Raw genomic sequence first — 17,869 nt, 5'->3', positions numbered from 1 at the left:
TTCCCTTCTCGACGAGAGCGACGGACACGCCGCGCCGGGCGAGGTAATAAGCGGCAAATACGCCGATGATGCCGCCTCCGATCACGACCACGTCGGCAGCGGCCGGTAACGTCGGTGAGGTTTGGATTTGGTTCAGCGGAGGGGACATAATTAACCTCGTTCGCTTGAATCCTGGACGGTTTGAACAACGTAGTACTTCGCCACGCGCTCGCTGCTTTCCCATCCAATCGGCGCCCCCTTGGGCACGAACAGTGCATCGCCCACGCCGAGCGAGAGCACGCTGCCGTCAGGCGCGGCGAACCGCACGCTGCCGGCCAGAAGATGCATAAACTCGTTCAGGCGATGAGGGCGAATGATCCGGTGATACGGCGTCGAATCCCACGTACCTGCCTTGTACTCGACGTCGTCCTCGGTGAAGACATTGTCGCTGCGACATTCGGGAGCCGGCCCCAGCAGCACCTCCGCCGGCAGGGTTGCCGTTGGCTTGAAATCGGCGTCGGCGCGTAACGGGGTGAGCCCGGTCTTCGTCGGCCGCTTGCAAGCGGCGGCGCAGAACACAAAACGCGTGCGGGATTCCGCGCTCATGCGAAGCGCGGTACCGCAACCGACGACGGCGCCCGCTCCTGGACCGAGCGCCAACGGCGGCTTCCCGACCGTTTCGAGAGTGAGCTGTCCGTCCACTACGACAATCGTTTCAATGTGGGGGAAACTCGGGACGCGGAGCTCACCAATGAAGCTGGCCCGACCTGCGATCATCGAGTCGGGTCCCTCCCACGCGATTTCGCGATTTCGGCCAAAAGGGTCGTCAGTTCCGAACGCCGCCCTGCGGAAAGAGGTTGAAAGTGGTGCACCGTCGGCGCGGTGCAGCACAAAGGCCGCGGTCATTTTTGCTCCTGCGCATTGCGCAATTAACGACTGAAGGAAGGGAATGCAGTATTGAGCTGCTGGCCACGCGAGCCTCGAGGCAAATGATCAATCAGGAAATTCAATGTACTTGCCCAGCGAAGTCGATCATGGAAGAGTCTTATCGTTGAAAAGTTTGTTAAACGGCTAAGGTCGAGGCCTGTCCTACTAGGCCTCCCTTATCGAGTATTTAACCAGTGCTAAAAGTCTCGCAGTCACTGATTTGAGCAGTAAAAAAACACAATCCAGTTGTCCTGAAATCCCTAACAGCACATCCTGCGGGCGAAGCTCGCGGACGACGGCTCTCGCCGGATTCGAAATCCGTATCCCGCCTTCAGAGGCCCGAACAGCAACTTTGCCGCCTCAGGCGACGTCGACGGGGCGTTCATCCACGCATTCCGGGTGGTGCGCTCGCTCTCCGCCGCGCATGCGGCACGCGTGCTCATGCCGTCACCGGCTCGGTTTTCTGCGCGCGTTCGAGTTCCGCGGCAGAGCGGTGGCAAAGGATCACGGCACCCGAGGGCAGCTGCCGGGCAGAGGGCGGCGTCACGTTGCACTTGCCGTCGATGCGGACATGACAACGTCCACGAAAACCGCACAGCTCAGTGGACTCACTGGCGGGGCCCATCGACGGCAACGCGGTGCCCGTCAGTGCGCGCCGTGAGTCGAGCCAGCCTGGGCGCAGCGCCGGCACCGAATCGACGAGTAGCCCTGTGTAGGGGTGGTGCGGTGGCGCGGCGAGTACATCGCGCTGCCCCGCTTCAACGCATTGGCCGGCATAGAGCACCATGACGTCGTCGCAGATCGCTCGAACTGTCGAAATATCGTGGCTGATGAACATATATGACATGCCCAGTTCTCGCCGCAGTTCCACGAGCAGGTCAAGAATCGCCGCGCCAACTACAGTATCCAGTGCGGAGGTCACTTCGTCGCAAAGAATGCTCGGGGCTTAGCCGGAGGTCTTAAGGGGCGGGGCGTGCCGATATTCGAAAACACACCGGTGAGTCGTATCGAGCGAACCAAAAATGAAGCGATACTCCACGCTCCCGGCGGCATGGTTCGGGCAAAACGCGTAATCGTGGCCACAGACGCGTACGGTCACTTGACGGAGGCCACTTCGCGCTACGCGAAATTGATGATTCCCTTCAGAACGGCGGCGATTGCAAACCGAAAAGCTGCCCCCCGCACTCTTCGACTCGTTGCTAAAGGGCCAGCGTGCCTACAACGAGACGAGACGAATGATGAAGTGGTTCAGAAAGGCGGACGGTCGCGTGCTTTTCGGTGGACGAGGCGTGCTCGGCAAGGAGAGTTCGCATGAATTCGCTGCGTTGCGTCCTGCCTTGGCGGCGACCTTTCCACAACTGGCGTCGGCACGCATCGAATTCGAATGGTCGGGCAATGTGGGCATGACCGTGAATCAACTTCCGCACATTGGTCGCGACGGTAACGCGGCCGTCTATTGTCTCGGTTATAACGGCGCCGGTGTATCCCTTTCGAGCGTGATGGGCCAGGCAGCCGCTGCATTAGCCATAGGTGAACTGCCGGAACTTTCTCTGAACCAAGCACGCGGCCATGCGTAACTGCCCACCGACGGTTCGATACCGGCCTCTGCCAGGCGCTCCGCGTAGCGAATAGAAACGTATTGGACGCCGCGGTCGGAATGGTGAATCAACCGATCACCTTCCTGTCCGGGTCGGCGTGCGTAGAGCGCCTGCTCCAGTGCGTCCAGTACGAAGTCCGTGCGAGCCGAGGCCGAAACGCGCCAGCCAACGATGTAGCGGGCGAACACATCGACGACGAATGCGACATAGACGAAACCCTGCCAGGTCGAAACGTAGGTGAAGTCCGAAACCCACAGCGCGTTGGGACGTTCGGCCTTGAACTGGCGCCGCACGCGATCCAGCGGGCACGGCGGCGAGCCATCGCTGATAGTCGTCCTGATCGGCTTGCCGCGCCTTACTCCCTGCAGGCCGAGATTCTTCATCAGTCGTTCGATCGTACATCTGGCAACCCGGATGCCCTCGCGCTGCAACTGGCGCCATACTTTGCGTGCCCCGTACACACTGAAGTTCTCTTTCCACACCCGCCGAATCTGCTCGCACAGTGCTGCATCGCGTCTGGCCCGTGCCGGCAGACGGCCCGAATCGGTGCGTCTTGCCGTGTGCGTGTAATACGTCGACGGKGCGATCGGCAGCACCYTGCAGATCGGCTCGACCCCGTAGASSKGCCGGTGATCRTCRATRAACGTGATCATCAYTTCRGTCGGCGGTCGAGCTCCGCCTGYGCRAAATAWGCKGACGCCTTGCGCAGAATCTCGTTGACCTGTCGCAGTTCCCTGATCTCCCGCTCCAGATCCTTGATGCGCTGCTGGTCCGCCGTTGTCGGCCCCGCTCGCAGACTGCGGTTGCGCTCTTCCTGCCGCACCCAGTTTCTCAGCGTCTCACGCGAGCAGCCCACTTTCGATGCAATCGACTCGATCGCTTCCCACTGCGTGTCGTATTCCGACCGGTGCTCAAACACCATCCGTCCTGCTCGCTCCCGGACCTCCGGCGAATACTTCGGCGTCTTCTTGTTCGTGTTTTCCATAGCTCCGTTCTCTCAAGAGTTGGAGCCTCCGGAAAACCCGGGGCGGTTCATTGACCGCATCCCGACGGACCCAGGTTTGTGTTTGGCAGCCGTTACCTCCGGCTAACACCCTCAACCTGTTGACGCTTGCCATCACTCTTTGCCGGTTACCTGAGTCCAGTGTCAGGACATCTTGCATGTTTAAGTGCTGCATCCATGACGGACTGTCAAGGTTTGTCGGGTCGGCGAAGTCGCTATCGTGTACTGAGCCCACCTCCGGAGCTACGGAGGACTTTCGCCGAAACCCTGTTGGCCGTGCCGGAGCGAGCCGAAGGACGCAGACAGGTGAGGCCTTGTTGGCGCGCCCACCTACGCGGTCACAATGTCGTCGGGATGCGTTGGGTGTGAATCTTGACAATGATGCGTGCTGCCATACGCGTTGCTGCTTGCCCAGCTCCGCGTCGACACCTTGCATTTCATACAGTTCAGGCAGATGAACTGGCGAAGCCCCGTTTCAAATACAATGACAGGCAGAAGCCCTTGACGGCGAAGTACGGCGATGAACGTTAAACACAGTTTCGAAGCATGTAGCAGCCTTCAGATACTGTGCGAGGATGGTGAGCGCGTCTTCTTCCGGGTTCGCCCCCCAGGCAGCAGCGACAGCATGTTGATAGTGCGCGCCGCCGCCGAACATCCCTCACCCGCCAGCCTCGATCGCCTCGCTCACGAATTCGCGCTGAAGGATCAGCTCGATGGCGCGTGGGCGGTGCTGCCCAAGGAGCTGGTGCGCGCCGAAGGGCGAATGCTGCTGGTGCTCGAGGACCCAGGCGGCGAGCCGCTCGAGCGGCTGGTCGGCGCACCTGTCGAGCTGGAACGTGCCTTGTGCCTCGCCGCGGACATTGCCGCGGCGCTGGGCAAGCTCCATCAGCGCGGCTTTGTCCATAAGGACCTCAAGCCCGCTCATATTCTGGTGCACTGCGCGGACGGCCACGTGCGGCTCACTGGCTTTGGCATCGCTTCGCGACTGCCACGCGAGCGGCAATTGCCGGAGCCGCCGGAAACGATCGCCGGCACCCTCGCCTACATGGCGCCCGAGCAGACCGGGCGGATGAATCGCTCGATCGATTCGCGCAGCGATCTCTATGCATTCGGGGTCACGCTCTACCAGATGCTCACGGGTACCCTGCCGTTCACGGCTGCCGATCCGATGGAATGGGTGCATTGCCATGTCGCACGCAAGCCGGTGCCGCCCAGCGCGCGGGTAGAGACGGTTCCGCCTGCTGTCTCGGAACTCGTCATGAAGCTGCTCGCCAAGACTCCCGAGGAGCGCTACCAGACGGCGGCGGGCGTCGATCGGGATCTGCGGCGCTGCCTGACCGAATGGCAAAGCCAGAGCCACATCGATGCCTTCCCGCTGGGCGAACACGACACGCCTGACCGGCTGCTGATCCCCGAGAAGCTCTACGGGCGGGAGCGCGAGGTCGGAGCCATGGTTGCCGCGTTCGACCGCGTCGTCATGAGCGGCACGCCTGAACTGGTGCTAGTGTCGGGCTATTCCGGCATCGGCAAGTCCGCCGTCGTCAATGAACTGCACAAGGTGCTGGTGCTGCCGCGGGGGCTCTTCGCGTCGGGCAAGTTCGACCAGTACAAGCGCGACATACCCTATTCGACACTGGTACAGGCCTTTCAGAGCCTGGTGCGGCCGCTTCTCGGCAAGCGCGACGCGGAGCTGGCGCTCTGGCGCGACGCATTGATCACGACACTGGGACCGAATGCGCGGCTCGTCACCGATCTGATCCCAGAGCTGAAGCTCATCATCGGTGATCCGCCACCCGTCCCAGAACTCGAACCGCATCAGGCGCAACGCCGTTTCCAGCTCGTTTTCCGGCGCTTCATCGGCGTCTTTGCCCGACGGGAACATCCCCTGGCGCTGTTTCTCGACGATCTGCAGTGGCTCGACGCCGCGACGCTCGACCTGTTCGAAGATCTCCTGACGGGTCCGGATCTGCAATACCTGTTGCTGATTGGCGCGTATCGCAACAACGAGGTCGACGCTGGCCATCCATTGATGCGCAAACTTCAGACAATCAGGAAAACGGGCGTCAGGGTCGATGAAATCGCGCTTGCGCCTCTTGCGCGCCAGCACGTCGGGCAACTGGTTGCGGAAGCGCTTCACGCCGAACCGCAACGCGCCTCGCCGCTCGCACAGCTCGTGCACGAAAAAACCGCCGGCAATCCATTCTTCGTCATTCAATTTCTGCACGCGCTCGCTGACGAGAACTTGCTCAGCTTTGGTCACGACGCGGCTTGCTGGTCCTGGGATTTGCCCAATATTCATGGCAAGGGCTACACCCACAACGTGGCCGACCTGATGGTTGCAAAGCTGGCCCGCCTGCCCGTCGACACGCGGCGGGCGCTGCAACAGCTCGCCTGTGTCGGAAATACGGCGACGGTCGGGATTCTGTCAATCACATTAGAGAATTCGACGCAGGACGTTCAAGCGTTGTTGCAGCCGGCAGTCGACCTGGAACTGGTCGAGCATCGGGACGGCGGCTACAGGTTCGTGCACGACCGGGTGCAGGAGGCCGCCTGGTCGCTGATTCCGGAAAATTTGCGTGCCGAGGCCCATCTGCGTATCGGGCGGCTGCTCGCAGCGCAGACGCCTCCCGCGCAGCGGGAGGAGACCATTTTCGAGGTCGTCAATCAGCTCAACCGTGGCACAGGGCTGGTGACGTCGCAGGAGGAAAAGGAGCAGTTGGCCGAATTCAACCTGATCGCCGGAAGACGCGCGAAAGCGTCGACTGCCTATGCATCAGCGCTCACGTACCTGGCCACCGGCGCGGAGCTCGTGAATGACGACGGCGGCAAGCGTGGGCGTGAATTGTTCTTCGCACTGGAGTTGAATCGGGCCGAGTGCGAATTCCTGACAGGGCGCTTGTCGGCCGCCGAAACGCGATTGGCGACACTATCGAACCGCGCGACGACAACGGTTGAACAGGCGCTCGTCACGTGCCTGCAAATGGATGTTTACCTTACGCTCGACCAGAGTGGTCGCGCAGTCGATGTCTGTCTCGATCACCTTCGGAGCGCCGGCATTACATGGTCACCGCATCCGAAAGAGATCGACGTGCAGCGGGAATACGAACGCATCCGGTCACACCTTGCAGGCAGGCGTATCGGAGACATCATCGATATGCCACTGATGACAGATCCTGCGTCGCTAGCGACCGCTGATGTTCTAAGCAAGCTCTTGAGGCCAGCGTGGTTTACCGATGCCAATCTGGCTTCCCTGACGATATGCAAAGCCGTCAGCCTCAGCCTCGAGCGTGGCAACTGCGATGCTTCATGTTTCGCCTATGCCATGTTTCCCAGGATCGCCGGACCGCGATTTCGCGACTATCAGGCCGGATTCGAGTTTGGCCAGTTGGGCTTCGATCTGGTCGAAAACCGCGGACTCAAACGCTTCGAGGCAGTGACGTATCTTTGCTACGCGCTTTATGTCGCGCGCTGGACGAAACAAGTCCGTATAAGCCGAGAAGTGCTGGACCGCGCCTTCGAAGCCGCGAACCGGATGGGAGATCTTCCCTCTGCAGCATACACATGCTGCCATATTGGTTCGAACCTGCTCTTCGCCGGCGAGCCGTTGAACGAAGTGCAACGCGAGGCCGAACAGGGTTTGATGTTTTCCCGCAAGGCGAGGTTTGGCCTGGTCGTTGACAACATCACGACGCAAATTGCGCTGATCCGGACGCTCCGCGGTCTCACACTGAAATTCGGTTGCCTTGATGACAATGGGTTCAACGAGCTGCAAATCGAGCAACGTTTGTCTGGCAATCCGGCGCTTGCGACCGCTGCATGCTGGTACTGGATCCGAAAATTGCAGGTACGCTATCTCGCCGGCGACTATGCTGCAGCCATAGAGGCTGCAGCGAAGGCGCAACCGCTGTTATGGTCCTCATCGTCGCACTATGAGGAATGCGAGTATCACTTCTACGGCGCGCTGGCCCAGGCCGCCCATTGCGACTCGGCGCCCGCCTGGGAACGACAGCAGCATCTGGACGCTGTGGCAACACACCATCGGCAACTGCAGATATGGGCGACGAATTGCCCGGAGAATTTCGGGAACCGCGAGGCCCTGGTCGGGGCCGAAATGGCCCGCCTGAAGAACCGTGATGGTGACGCGATGCGCCTTTATGAAGACGCCATCCGTTGGGCGCGTGCAAACGGCTTCGTGCACAACGAGGCGCTTGCCAATGAACTCGCGTCCCGTTTCTACACGGCGCGCGGTTTCGAAAAGATTGCCCGCGTGTATTTGCAGGACGCACGACAAGGCTATAGACGTTGGGGCGCTGACGGCAAGGTGCGGCAACTTGAGGAGAACTATCCGCATCTCAGGGAGGGAGGTCGAGCGCCTGGGCCAACCAGTACCATCGGGGCGCCCGTCGAACACCTCGACCTTGCGACCGTGATCAAGGTATCGCAGGCAATCTCGGGCGAGATCGTGCTGGAAAAGCTAATTAATATGGTCATGCGTACCGCGATTGAACAGGCCGGCGCCGACCGTGGCTTGCTGATTCTTCCGGACGGTGGGGAACAACGGATCGCAGCTGAAGCCACGACGGGCAGTGAGACGCCGGGTGTGCAGTTGCAAGACGTGCCAGTCAGCGGGGTGTTGCTGCCCGAGTCGGTGCTATTTCATGTCCTGCGCACGAGGGAGAGTGTCATCCTCGATGATGCCGCGGACGAGCCCGCGTTTGCCGTGGACCCGTACATTCGGCAGCACCAGACCCGATCGATTCTGTGCCTGCCCCTGATGAATCAGGCCAAGCTCATTGGCGCGCTCTACCTCGAAAATAATCTGACCACCCGAGCATTCGCGCCCGCCCGGATTGCGGTGCTCCGTTTGCTCGCTTCACAGGCGGCGACTTCGCTTGAAAACACCCGCCTGTACCGCGACCTCGCGGAACGTGAAGCCAGGATCCGGCGGCTTGTCGACGCCAACATTGTCGGCATCATCGTGTGGAATGCCGATGGCGACATTCTCGAGGCCAATGACGCATTTCTGCGGATGGTGGGATACGAGCGCGAGGATCTTGTCTCAGGTCGCATACGCTGGCGGGACCTGACGCCGCCGGAATGGCGTGAAAGCACCGAACTGGCCTTGTTGCAGATCGCGCAAACGGGGCATATAGAGCCTGCTGAGAAGGAGTACCTCAGAAAGAACGGCACCCGTGTTCCCGTCATGGTCGGCAGGGTCGCTTTCGATGCCAGTGGGAAAGAAGGCGTCGCTTTCGTGGTCGATCTGAGCGAGCGCAAGGAGGCGGAGCACCGCCTTCGCGAGTCCTACGAGATGCTTCGGGAACTCACTTCCCGTCGCGAGACTGCACGCGAGGAAGAACGCAAACACATTGCGCGCGAATTGCACGACGAACTTGGACAACATCTCACCGCGCTTCGCCTGAAGACGTCGGTATTGCGCATGCGGCTCGGCAAGGACAGCCCGGAGCTAGCCGAACAGTCCCAGGCACTCATCGCCCTCGTGGACGACACCATGCAGGTTGTCAGGAGTGTTATCGCGTCGCTCCGTCCGGCAGCATTGGACACGGGCATTGTGGCAGCGCTGGAATGGCTCGCTGCCGGGTTCAACCGCAATAACCGCACGGTATGTCGGCTGCGCGTGCAAGATGAAAACATCGTCGTCAGCGAAGATCGCGCAATTGTGCTGTTTCGTGTAGCCCAAGAGGCACTGACCAATATCGCCCGCCACGCGGAAGCCAGCCATGTGCTCATCACACTGGAACAAGTAGCCGGTGCCTGGCAGCTAGAAGTCCGTGACGACGGTAAAGGATTCGACGTAATGGCAACCAGAAAAAAATCTTTCGGACTGGCAGGAATGGAAGAGCGCGTCCTGATGCTGGGTGGCCAGATCGATATTGTCAGTTCACCCGGAACTGGCACCGCAATCAAGGTCTGTCTTCCCGAACCTATACCGACATAACCGTTCAAGTCAGCTCTCCTGCTCCGTGCCGCCCAAAGGCGACACAGGGCAATGGTCCAAGAAACCCTCTCGCCAGCGCATGGCCCTGTAGCAGCGAATCGCAGATCGCATCCCGAAGCTCCGACATCCGTGCAAGTCTACCAATGTCGGCAACCGACGGATATCGCGTGATTGTCGAATTCATTCTCTGCGCAACCTGCCCTTCCCACCAGATCAGGATGTCTCCTGCCCCCGTCGCCGGGCAGTACCATATAGCGCCCACTCTTCTATCATCATCCCCACGGGCGACGACTTTCCACAACGAAAGCAGCGCCGACGAGACCTCGACGGTGGCTACGCCTAAAATCCCAAAACGATTATCTCGATCTCTCATCAAGTCGTTAAAGCTCATCGACATCGATCACAGCCTCAACCCGATAACAATGCCGTGGGTACACTGCGGTGCGACGTCATGGCAAAGAGATCGTCTGGGCCCACCGCTTTTCTTGCCGCTGGCGCCTTCGATCCACGCGAGCCTGGCCGCGAGCGCCCTCTTGCCATCTAACGTCGAAGCAGCGGTTGGCCATGGGGCGAACAAACAAGTGCAAGCGGCCGCGACAATGCCTGACAGTCCGCTTTGCTCAGTTGCCTTAACCTGGCGACAGCGGCCTTTCGTCGGGTCCTGGAAGGTGCCGCTGTAGGTTGAACTTCGATTCGCGCGCTGGCTGGCACAGCGCGCAGTTTTTTCGCAGTCGCCCGGCGGTTCAGAGATGCCGCCGCACGATCGCTGGAAGGAGGTGTCGTTGAATACTCAGGCACCGCGCGGCTCTGACCGCGGACGCGTGTTCTTTGCAAGCCCGCGGCTGTACGCGGCGGCGAACTACTTGCCTCGTCCTGATCGTCACGAATGGGATGCGCTCTGCGAAAACACCGGGGACGGAAAGGCAACCTGCGCGTTTCTTTCACCGTTTGACGTTCCGCCTTCTTCGCGCCTGCCATGCGCAGGCCGAAGCCAATGTTCTCGCCGACCGTCATGTGCGGGAACAAGCTGTAGTTCTGAAACACCATACCGAGCCCGCGCTTGTTAGGCGGGAGTGCCGACACGTCCACCCCGCCGATATGCACGGTTCCCGTATCAGGAAAATCGAAGCCGGCGATCAAACACAGAGTCGTCGTCTTGCCGCAGCCGGAAGGACCGAGGAGCGACACGAGTTCGCCGGGCTCGACATGCAGCGTAACGGTGTCGAGCGCACGCGCATTGCCAAAGCGCTTGCTCACGGCCTCGAGCACGAGACTCTTGGAACCCGCTGTCGACGCTTCCGAACGGTTATGGTCCGCGGCGTAACAAGGGTGATTCATACGAACTCCCTATTACTGGAAAGGGATCAGTCGGGGTATGTTCATCGGCCCGCGGGCAGCATATCCGGCAAGGCACGCATTTCTTCATCGAGTGCGTGAATGAGCCGTTCGAGCTGGCGGTCCAGCCATTCAGCCTCGTGTCCAGCGAAAAAAGTGTCGAGAAAAATGCCGCGCATCGTCGAGAGCAGGAACGGCAGGAGCATGGTCAAAGCCCGCTTCTGCTCACTGAGCAGAGCAACCGCGGACTGCACAAAGGTCGCCCTCGCTAGTGCGGTTCGATCTGCCTGGGTACGACGCTTTGTTGCAAGTGGTATCACCGTTCTCCGTGCCGCCTCTCGAAAGATACCGAACCATGACGTGCCCCGCAGCTACAGCGGTCGTTGTCAACGGCCGCCCGTTAATCACGGCAACGAATCCAAACGCCGATAGACCGGTGTCTCCGGTCACTCAAGGTACGACGGCGCATGGCTGCTTGCAAGACACACCGGTCATTGGCCAATCGTCGCTCAGTGAGCGTTGGAGACACCAGGGGCGGTGGGGACACGATTGGCCAGCGCCGCGCTTCTGTCGCACCATCGCGAACGTCAGTTAGTCAGGCCCGGTGTACATCTTCGTCGGCCTATCCTTCTATTGCCGCGTCACGTCATTTGAGGGCGGCAAGCCCCATCCCGATGAGTTGCCGCTGTCGTGCAGTGGCATCGCTACTCTGTTTGCGCAAAATCATAAAAAGAGAAAGTGGATCGGGCGGATTTAAAGCGATCCGATGGATCGTGCATCCGGTTTCCTTGGCCAATGGCATCGTTAAAAAACTGGGAACAATGGCCCAAGCTCCGTTTCTCAGCATCGGCGCCAGCATGTGTGCTTTCTCGACCCAATTTACGTACCGCGAAAACCCGCGCCGAACGCGCCATAGATCGAACTGAGGCGACCACGGCAGATGAATTTCTCTAGATGGATCGAGATCCGTCATGTCGAGAGCTTCGGGCAACGGGGCCATACCCGACGCGGAATAGACCACAAGCATCGGGTAGTCTCGGATCTTTCCTGAAACAAGATCGACGTGTTCCGATGGGGTCAGTGTGAAGGCTACGTCGAGGTGACCAGAAGCAACGCGGTTAGCGAGCTGGAAATAGCGTGAACTTTCCATATGTAATCGGACGGGCGGTGTCTCATCACAGAGCGCAGCGACAAACGGGGGAAGGACGTTGATTGCAACGGCGTCGACCGAACCGACAGCAAGGTGCCGCACCTGATTGGCCTGAAGTTGCTCAGCCTCAACTTCGAGCATTTTCCAGCGCTCGGCAATGTCGAGAAAACGCTCACCTTCAGAGGTCAGCGATATGCCCCGCGCTCCCCTCGAGCGCCGCAACAGCGGATGTCCTATCCGGCGCTCGAGGGACTGGATGCGATACGAGACTGTCGATTGCGTCGTGGATACGATCTCGGCCGCCTGAAGCAAACTTCCCGAGCGGACCACCGCCAGGAACGTGTTGATCTCCTCGCTGAACAGCATATCGAATCCTTCGATATTTGGTGAATAAAATCCGACATTGACCGATATTGTGCCGAATCCTTAGCCTAGTCGAATAGAAAAACAAATTCCGTCATCCGATTCGGTAACGTTTGGAGGCACATATGGCAAAGGCATTCGTCGGCATAGAAGATTTACCTACAAGCCGCTTTCATAAGAGGATTGCCCTCGTGGCGGCAGGGGGGCCGTTCTGTGACGGCTACCTGCTAGGTATCATCGTTGTAGCGCTGCCGTTCATTGCAAAGGACCTCGCGCTGAGCGCGCTCCAGATCGGTCTGATCGGTGCGTCGAGCCTCATCGGCATGTTCGTCGGCGGCCTGGTTTTCGGACCGATGACTGACCGCTTCGGCCGCCAGAAGATGTATGTGCTCAATCTCGCTGTATTCGTTATCTGCTCACTCGCGCACCTGTTCGTGCATGACGTGACGACGCTCTTTATCCTTCGTTTCGTCATGGGGGTTGCGCTGGGCGCGGACTATCCCATCGCGACCGCGCTCGCAGCTGAATTCCTGCCTCGAAAGCTTCGCGGGCCGGTGCTCGCGAGCCTCGTGCTTTTGCTCTGGGTCGGATACACCTTAAGCCTTGCAACGGGCTTGATCGTTAGCGGTAGCGAAAGCGGTGTATGGCGCTACATTCTTGCGAGTGCTGCCATCCCTTCGGCAATTTTCCTGTTGCTGCGCCTTAACATCCCCGAGTCGCCGCGCTGGTTGATTTCCGCAGGACGCGTAGAGGCGGCTCGTGGCATCGTGGCACAGCACCTTGGGCCGCAGGTTGACTTTGATGCGCTCGTTGCTGAAACCCGCGTCAGCACCTCCGGGCGTGGCCTCGGGCTGTCCAAAATCCGCGAACTGCTTTCGCGAGGCTATGGGCGCATGCTGGTGTTCTGCTCGTTCTTCTGGATGTGTCAGATTGCGCCTTCATTCGCAATCAAGACGTTTCAACCGATGCTGTTGAAGTCGCTCGGCGTCACTCAGCCACTCGCCGGCTCGCTCGTGATCATTTCGTTTGCGATCATCGGAACTGCGATCGGCATGTTCGTCGTCAACCGCGTCGGCCGGCGCACGCTTTGTCTGGCCTCTTTCGTTCTTGCAACACTCGCGCTCTTTCTTCTCGCGATGCCGATGTCGAGCATTGCCATGGTTGCGATCGGTTTGTTCATTCTCTTCACGGTGGCCGAAGCTGCCGGTTCCGGGCTGCAATTCATCTACCCGAACGAGATTTTCCCGACTGATCTTCGTGCAACCGGTATGGGACTCGCGATGTCTGCAAGCCGCATTGGAGCCGCGGCAGGAACGTTTCTCCTTCCTACGGTACTCGTCCATTTTGGAAGCGCGACTGGTCTGCTTATCGCGGGCGGGATCAGCCTGATTGGCCTGCTCGTATCCGTTCGCATGGCTCCCGAGACCCGTAACGTGTCGCTTGGCGCGGCGAACGCTCCGAGCATGGAAGCGCGCGCCGGCGAACACTCTCTGCAGCGAAGAGAGGCTCGCAGCTGAGCGGCAAGGACAGGGTAGCCATCGCTGACGCCGGTCAGCCACAGCAACCCGGACTTAAGAATCTCACCTTGGCAACACTTCTTGCATCAATGCAAAGAGGCACTCTATGAATTCGGCACCTAAAGTCGTCATCATCGGCGCAGGCATCATCGGCACCACACTCGCTTATGATTTCGCGAAACGCGGCGCGCGCGTCACCGTGCTCGACAAGGACGAAGTCGCGAAAGGCGCCACGTCTGGATCATTCGCGTGGATAACGAATCAGACGAAGTTCCGCAATGCGGACTCGCTTGGCGAAGTTGGCGCGCAGCATTACTTCAATCTGCATCGGCTGTCGCACCTGCGCTGGCGTTACCTGCTACGCGAAATCGACGGTTTGCCGATTCGCTGGTCAGGCTGCTTTCAAAGCGCCGAGCCCGACACCGAGGAGGCACGGGAACTCGCGGCTGAACTGGACCGGCGCCTGCGCTGGGGCAGCCCGACGTACCGCGTTACCGCGGCCGAGGCACGCGCGATTGAGCCGGGGTTTGAACCGGGGGCCGAGACGGACATTTTCTACACGCCCGACGAAGGGATGATGTCCCCGGTGCAGCTGACGTCAACGATGCTCGATGCCGCGGTCGCACACGGGGCGCAATACTCACCACACGATGCGTATCAAGGCTTCGCGAAGACGGCGGGCGGTTACGAGATCCAGAGCGGAAGTGGCAAGCGCGAGGCCGATTTTCTCATCTTCGCGGGCGGCATCGCGAACCCGGAACTCGTCGAAGGCACGGGGCTTAAGGCACCGCTCATTCATAGCACGGGAAGCGTCGTCCATCTCGCGCCGTTGCCACGGATCTTCGATTCGGTCATTCTTGGCGCGCATGTTCACGCGATCCAGCGCATCGACGGTCGTGTGGTCATCGCCAAGCACTTCTCCGGTTCGCCCGTTGGCGATCCAAGCACGCCTGACCCGAGGGAGCTTGTACGTGTCGCCGCGCGAGTGCTACCGGGCTTGAAGGACGCCGTTGTCGAGAAAGTCACCGAAACGCGTCGCGTCATTCCCGCTGACGGACTGCCTGTCGTGAGCCGCTCCGAAGAACTGCCCGGCGTGCTTTCCATTACAACGAACGCAGGCATCAGTCTTGCGGCCGGACTGTCGCAGTTCATCACAACCGAATTGCTTGACGGCGTGACGGTGAACCTATTGGACCCGTATCGCTCCCAGCGTTTTGCCGATTAGGCAATGCTGTGACGCCGCTCAGGCGCACCGCCATGAAGCGGCCTCGGTTTGACGACTGCTTCTCGATGGCAGGCAGCCGCCTGACACTTCGCTGGCCTATCGGTAACAGGATCGGGCCGCATCGGCCACGCATTTCTGATACGCCTCCTGGCAGTCCTGCATGCATCTTCGCCGTCGTTCCGCCACGTTATCAGGTTCGTTCGTCTGACCGGAAGAGGCGCATTGGCATCGCGCCAATGTGGTATCGCACGTGCTCGTCTGGACGGAAACGCAGCGCTGATCGACTTCCGCGTAGGCGTTAATCCAACTCGCGCCGATCAAAAAAATATCGAGCTGATCACTATTCGCATGTCCGCCTCCCTTCCAACCGTATCGCATCCGACTGCCCGGTCCATGCGATCGGGACCGATGCATCATTTCACTATCGCCAAGCAGATCAATGGGAGATTGATGGCGACCTCGGGATGCGCACGGTGAAGCTCGTTCCGTGCTTCGTCGATTGAACGCCTATTTTCCGTGATGCGCCGTGGCAATGCAGCTGCAGATATAGAGGCCAAGCCCCATGCCCGCCGCAGTCCCCTCCCGATTGTGAAGGCTCGCCCGTGTCATCGGATCAAACAGCGTAGGCAGCGCTCTTTCCGGTATCGGGTTGCCTTCGTTTGAGACAATAACCGTGACGTGTTCATCGTCACCGACAGCTTCGACGGCCACCTCGCCTGAACCATAGCGAACGCCGTTCACCAGCAGGTTGACGACCAGTTGCCCGATACGGGTTCCATCCCACGTGCCTCGCAGGCCGCCCGCCAGAAGCAGCCGGATGACCGCGTTGGGGTAAGACGCGCGCACCTCATCCACCGCATCGCTGCAGATGCGCCCCATGTCCTGTGGACTGAAACTGACCGGCAACGTGTCACCCAGCCGGCCGCGCGTGAAAACGAGGAGATCGTCAATCATCTCTTTCATGCGCATTGAGCCACGTTGTACGTTCGCCGCCGCTCTCAGGCTGGTCGAAGACAATCCTTCGTCATGCAACAGCAGTTGCGCCGAGTTCAGGATCGCGCCAAGGGGTGAGCGCAGGTCGTGTGCAAGCACGCCGGCAAAAAGGTCCCCGATGCGCCGCGTCTGTTCCGCATACCGGCGTACCGATTCGCTGAGCATCTGGTCGATGGCCTCGTTGAACCGGATCATTTCCTGAAAAGCCTCGGACCGTCTTCCCGCCGCGCTCCTGCTTCGCCATCGTATAGATGTGCGTGCTCTTCAGGCCATTGTTGGCCGGTCCCCACGTCAGACCCAAGTCCCTCGGACCACGAGACTGCCTTTGGCAAGCGCACATTCGGGATCATGATTTGGTGACCCGTCATCTCACTTGCTATCTCGTCGAGGAACTGGGCCGGCGTCATCGCGACAAACTCACTGAGTAGCCAGTTTTTTTGTCCGTCGAGATAAGACTGTAACTGAGATGGCTTATAGCGGCAGATCTCACTAAGTCGGTGCATCGCCGAGAGTGTCAGAGTGATCGGCATTCGGTTGATTTCATACGACCCGGTCGTCTTTAGATACCAGAGCGTGTGAGCGCCATTGATATAGTGAAACACTCTACGAAGCGAAGCGTTCAGCTGACAAAGTGCATCCAGTTCCGCATTTGTAGGCGAGTTCGCCGTCGCCCAAGTTGTCGAAGCGACCGATTGAATAGCCGGTGTACTCCCCGGGAGCGCTACTACTTCAACAGGGAGACGCTTCCGATAAAACGTCCAATCAATGTTGTCGACGAACTCTGCCTGAAGTCGCACTTCACCTGATGCGGGGGTCACGGAGAAAGGCAGCGGTTTTCAAAGGTATAAAGCGCTCCCTTTTGTTTGCATAACTTAGGCAATAGGTTCTATGGACGCAAACCAAATTATAAAGTACGTCTTCCAAGCTGTGATGCGGGGATGGCTCGGCCTCACCGAAATAGGAAATCAGAGCGGGTACAATGCCCTGCTGCTTAATCGCGATGCCCTCGTTGCTAAGCATGATTCTGCTATTCGGGCCACGAATAAGGTGTGCACCGACGCCGTGGTATGGATTGAATGCGATGCCTTTAGCGGAAAGAAGAGCTTTCGCGGCATTCATGAAACAGTAATAGAGTACAAGCGGGGCGGATTCGATCGGCAATCCGCCAGCTGCACGATGAATGTTTCTCGCTTGGCGCCAATAGTGCAGCGCTTCGTCCTTGTGCTCCCGGCGAAGCCAAAGGTCGACGTAGTCGAACGGGTCCAGAGTAAGGACCGTCTTCATGCTAAATTGCGGCTCCTTGACTGCTTTGGCTAAGGTGAGCGCCTTATTTCCGATCGCGATTCGTTCCATGGTCATACTATCACTTTACGTGCAGATAGAGAGATTGGCCGCTCCAGCACGGCGACTTTGACCGCCAATGCTGCTCGGCAGGGGGATCTGACTGTTTGGCGCCTGCGTTTACTTCCTCGATGCATGATTCCGCGCGCCTTCAGAATCGAGCCTTCCCCGCCAGTGCCCATTGAGCTTGCCCCCGAAAAACGAATCCCTTGCTGAGCGTTTAAACTCATGCAAGGAGAAACAAGAAGATGAGCAAGACAAAGCGGGCGCGATACACGCTCGAATTCAAGCTGGAAGCGGTACGGCTGGTCAAGGCCGGCCAGAGCATTGCGGCGGTGGCTGCGACGCTGGACGTGCCGACCCAATCGATTTCCAACTGGGTCAAGGCTGAGCACGAAGGCAAGCTCGGCGGAGCCGGTACAAAGCCGGTAAGTCCGGAGCAGATGGAATTATCGAGACTGCGTGCCGAAGTGGCCCGC

14 protein-coding genes, 2 pseudogenes and 1 other annotated feature are annotated in these 17,869 nt (G+C 59.5%); of the genes and pseudogenes, 6 read left to right on the top strand and 10 right to left on the bottom strand.

The window, feature by feature from the left end:
* From GCT13_RS43240 to GCT13_RS43230, 3 genes and pseudogenes are all read right to left on the bottom strand, one after another.
* A partial coding sequence (locus tag GCT13_RS43240) for an FAD-dependent oxidoreductase (protein ID WP_152767888.1) occupies positions 1-148 on the bottom strand: 148 nt, incomplete at its 3' end.
* A 2-nt stretch (positions 149-150) separates the two neighbouring features.
* A complete protein-coding gene (locus tag GCT13_RS43235) occupies positions 151-885 on the bottom strand; it encodes a cupin domain-containing protein (protein ID WP_152767887.1) in 735 nt (244 codons plus the stop codon).
* A 460-nt stretch (positions 886-1,345) separates the two neighbouring features.
* Positions 1,346-1,843 (bottom strand): annotated as a pseudogene (locus GCT13_RS43230) (oligopeptide/dipeptide ABC transporter ATP-binding protein); the annotation flags it as partial.
* Positions 1,844-1,879: 36 nt separating this feature from the next.
* Between GCT13_RS43230 and GCT13_RS51490 the strand changes: the two are divergent.
* Together GCT13_RS51490 and GCT13_RS50135 are read left to right on the top strand one after the other, a co-directional pair.
* Positions 1,880-2,221 (top strand): hypothetical protein, encoded by a 342-nt coding sequence (locus tag GCT13_RS51490; RefSeq protein WP_407670950.1) that lies wholly within the window; start codon positions 1,880-1,882, stop codon positions 2,219-2,221.
* Positions 2,142-2,483, top strand: coding sequence for an NAD(P)/FAD-dependent oxidoreductase (locus GCT13_RS50135; protein WP_321575009.1), 342 nt, complete (start codon positions 2,142-2,144; stop codon positions 2,481-2,483). The genes GCT13_RS51490 and GCT13_RS50135 overlap by 80 nt, the downstream gene beginning before the upstream one ends.
* On the opposite strand, the pseudogene GCT13_RS43220 reads toward GCT13_RS50135, so the two are convergent.
* Positions 2,483-3,489, bottom strand: a pseudogene (locus tag GCT13_RS43220) (IS3 family transposase); the annotation flags it as partial. The gene GCT13_RS50135 and the pseudogene GCT13_RS43220 sit on opposite strands and share 1 nt — an antisense overlap.
* Positions 3,083-3,199: a sequence feature (AL1L pseudoknot), on the bottom strand. Its footprint overlaps the pseudogene before it by 117 nt.
* Positions 3,490-4,027: 538 nt before the next feature.
* Between GCT13_RS43220 and GCT13_RS43215 the strand changes: the two are divergent.
* On the top strand, positions 4,028-9,466 hold the full coding sequence (locus GCT13_RS43215; RefSeq protein WP_152767886.1) for an AAA family ATPase: 5,439 nt from the start codon (positions 4,028-4,030) through the stop codon (positions 9,464-9,466).
* Between the two features lie 540 nt (positions 9,467-10,006).
* On the opposite strand, the gene GCT13_RS43210 is transcribed toward GCT13_RS43215, so the two are convergent.
* From GCT13_RS43210 to GCT13_RS43205, 3 genes are all read right to left on the bottom strand, one after another.
* Positions 10,007-10,804 (bottom strand): ABC transporter ATP-binding protein, encoded by a 798-nt coding sequence (locus GCT13_RS43210; protein WP_152767885.1) that lies wholly within the window; start codon positions 10,802-10,804, stop codon positions 10,007-10,009.
* 41 nt (positions 10,805-10,845) lie between these two features.
* A complete protein-coding gene (locus GCT13_RS48870; protein WP_193727930.1) occupies positions 10,846-11,013 on the bottom strand; it encodes a hypothetical protein in 168 nt (55 codons plus the stop codon).
* Positions 11,014-11,447: 434 nt separating this feature from the next.
* A complete protein-coding gene (locus GCT13_RS43205) occupies positions 11,448-12,317 on the bottom strand; it encodes a LysR family transcriptional regulator (protein WP_152767884.1) in 870 nt (289 codons plus the stop codon).
* A gap of 122 nt (positions 12,318-12,439) precedes the next feature.
* Between GCT13_RS43205 and GCT13_RS43200 the strand changes: the two genes are divergently transcribed.
* Both GCT13_RS43200 and GCT13_RS43195 read left to right on the top strand, forming a co-directional pair.
* The gene (locus GCT13_RS43200) at positions 12,440-13,831 is read left to right on the top strand and encodes an MFS transporter (protein ID WP_152767883.1); all 1,392 of its coding nucleotides are present in this window, start codon (positions 12,440-12,442) and stop codon (positions 13,829-13,831) included.
* Between the two features lie 106 nt (positions 13,832-13,937).
* Positions 13,938-15,056: an NAD(P)/FAD-dependent oxidoreductase gene (locus tag GCT13_RS43195; RefSeq protein WP_152767882.1), complete on the top strand. Its 1,119-nt coding sequence runs from the start codon at positions 13,938-13,940 to the stop codon at positions 15,054-15,056.
* A gap of 507 nt (positions 15,057-15,563) precedes the next feature.
* Here GCT13_RS43195 and GCT13_RS43190 read toward each other — a convergent pair.
* From GCT13_RS43190 to GCT13_RS50705, 3 genes are read right to left on the bottom strand one after another with little or no spacing between them, the layout of a single operon-like run.
* Positions 15,564-16,244 carry a sensor histidine kinase gene (locus GCT13_RS43190; RefSeq protein WP_227747312.1) on the bottom strand — a complete coding sequence of 227 codons (681 nt, stop codon included), beginning with the start codon at positions 16,242-16,244 and terminating at the stop codon, positions 15,564-15,566.
* Positions 16,241-16,846, bottom strand: coding sequence for a YaaC family protein (locus tag GCT13_RS50710; RefSeq protein ID WP_321575008.1), 606 nt, complete (start codon positions 16,844-16,846; stop codon positions 16,241-16,243). The genes GCT13_RS43190 and GCT13_RS50710 overlap by 4 nt, the downstream gene beginning before the upstream one ends.
* A gap of 1 nt (position 16,847) precedes the next feature.
* On the bottom strand, positions 16,848-17,402 hold the full coding sequence (locus tag GCT13_RS50705; protein ID WP_193727928.1) for a YaaC family protein: 555 nt from the start codon (positions 17,400-17,402) through the stop codon (positions 16,848-16,850).
* Between the two features lie 236 nt (positions 17,403-17,638).
* Between GCT13_RS50705 and GCT13_RS43175 the strand changes: the two genes are divergently transcribed.
* A partial coding sequence (locus tag GCT13_RS43175) for a transposase (RefSeq protein ID WP_152756144.1) occupies positions 17,639-17,869 on the top strand: 231 nt, incomplete at its 3' end.

Origin of the sequence: Paraburkholderia franconis, from assembly GCF_009362735.1 — a bacterium.
Lineage (GTDB): Bacteria > Pseudomonadota > Gammaproteobacteria > Burkholderiales > Burkholderiaceae > Paraburkholderia > Paraburkholderia franconis.
The sequence above is the reverse complement of the archived record's forward strand: the minus strand, read 5'-3'. Positions and strand labels throughout refer to the sequence as shown.

Bases quoted from the DNA above. Each gene is read 5' to 3' on its own strand.
- GCT13_RS43235 (WP_152767887.1), bottom strand. From the start codon at position 885: ATGACCGCGGCCTTTGTGCTGCACCGCGCCGACGGTGCACCACTTTCA.
- GCT13_RS50135 (WP_321575009.1), top strand. From the start codon at position 2,142: ATGATGAAGTGGTTCAGAAAGGCGGACGGTCGCGTGCTTTTCGGTGGA.
- GCT13_RS43215 (WP_152767886.1), top strand. From the start codon at position 4,028: ATGAACGTTAAACACAGTTTCGAAGCATGTAGCAGCCTTCAGATACTG.
- GCT13_RS43210 (WP_152767885.1), bottom strand. From the start codon at position 10,804: ATGAATCACCCTTGTTACGCCGCGGACCATAACCGTTCGGAAGCGTCG.
- GCT13_RS43205 (WP_152767884.1), bottom strand. From the start codon at position 12,317: ATGCTGTTCAGCGAGGAGATCAACACGTTCCTGGCGGTGGTCCGCTCG.
- GCT13_RS43200 (WP_152767883.1), top strand. From the start codon at position 12,440: ATGGCAAAGGCATTCGTCGGCATAGAAGATTTACCTACAAGCCGCTTT.
- GCT13_RS43195 (WP_152767882.1), top strand. From the start codon at position 13,938: ATGAATTCGGCACCTAAAGTCGTCATCATCGGCGCAGGCATCATCGGC.
- GCT13_RS43190 (WP_227747312.1), bottom strand. From the start codon at position 16,244: ATGATCCGGTTCAACGAGGCCATCGACCAGATGCTCAGCGAATCGGTA.
- GCT13_RS50705 (WP_193727928.1), bottom strand. From the start codon at position 17,402: ATGGAACGAATCGCGATCGGAAATAAGGCGCTCACCTTAGCCAAAGCA.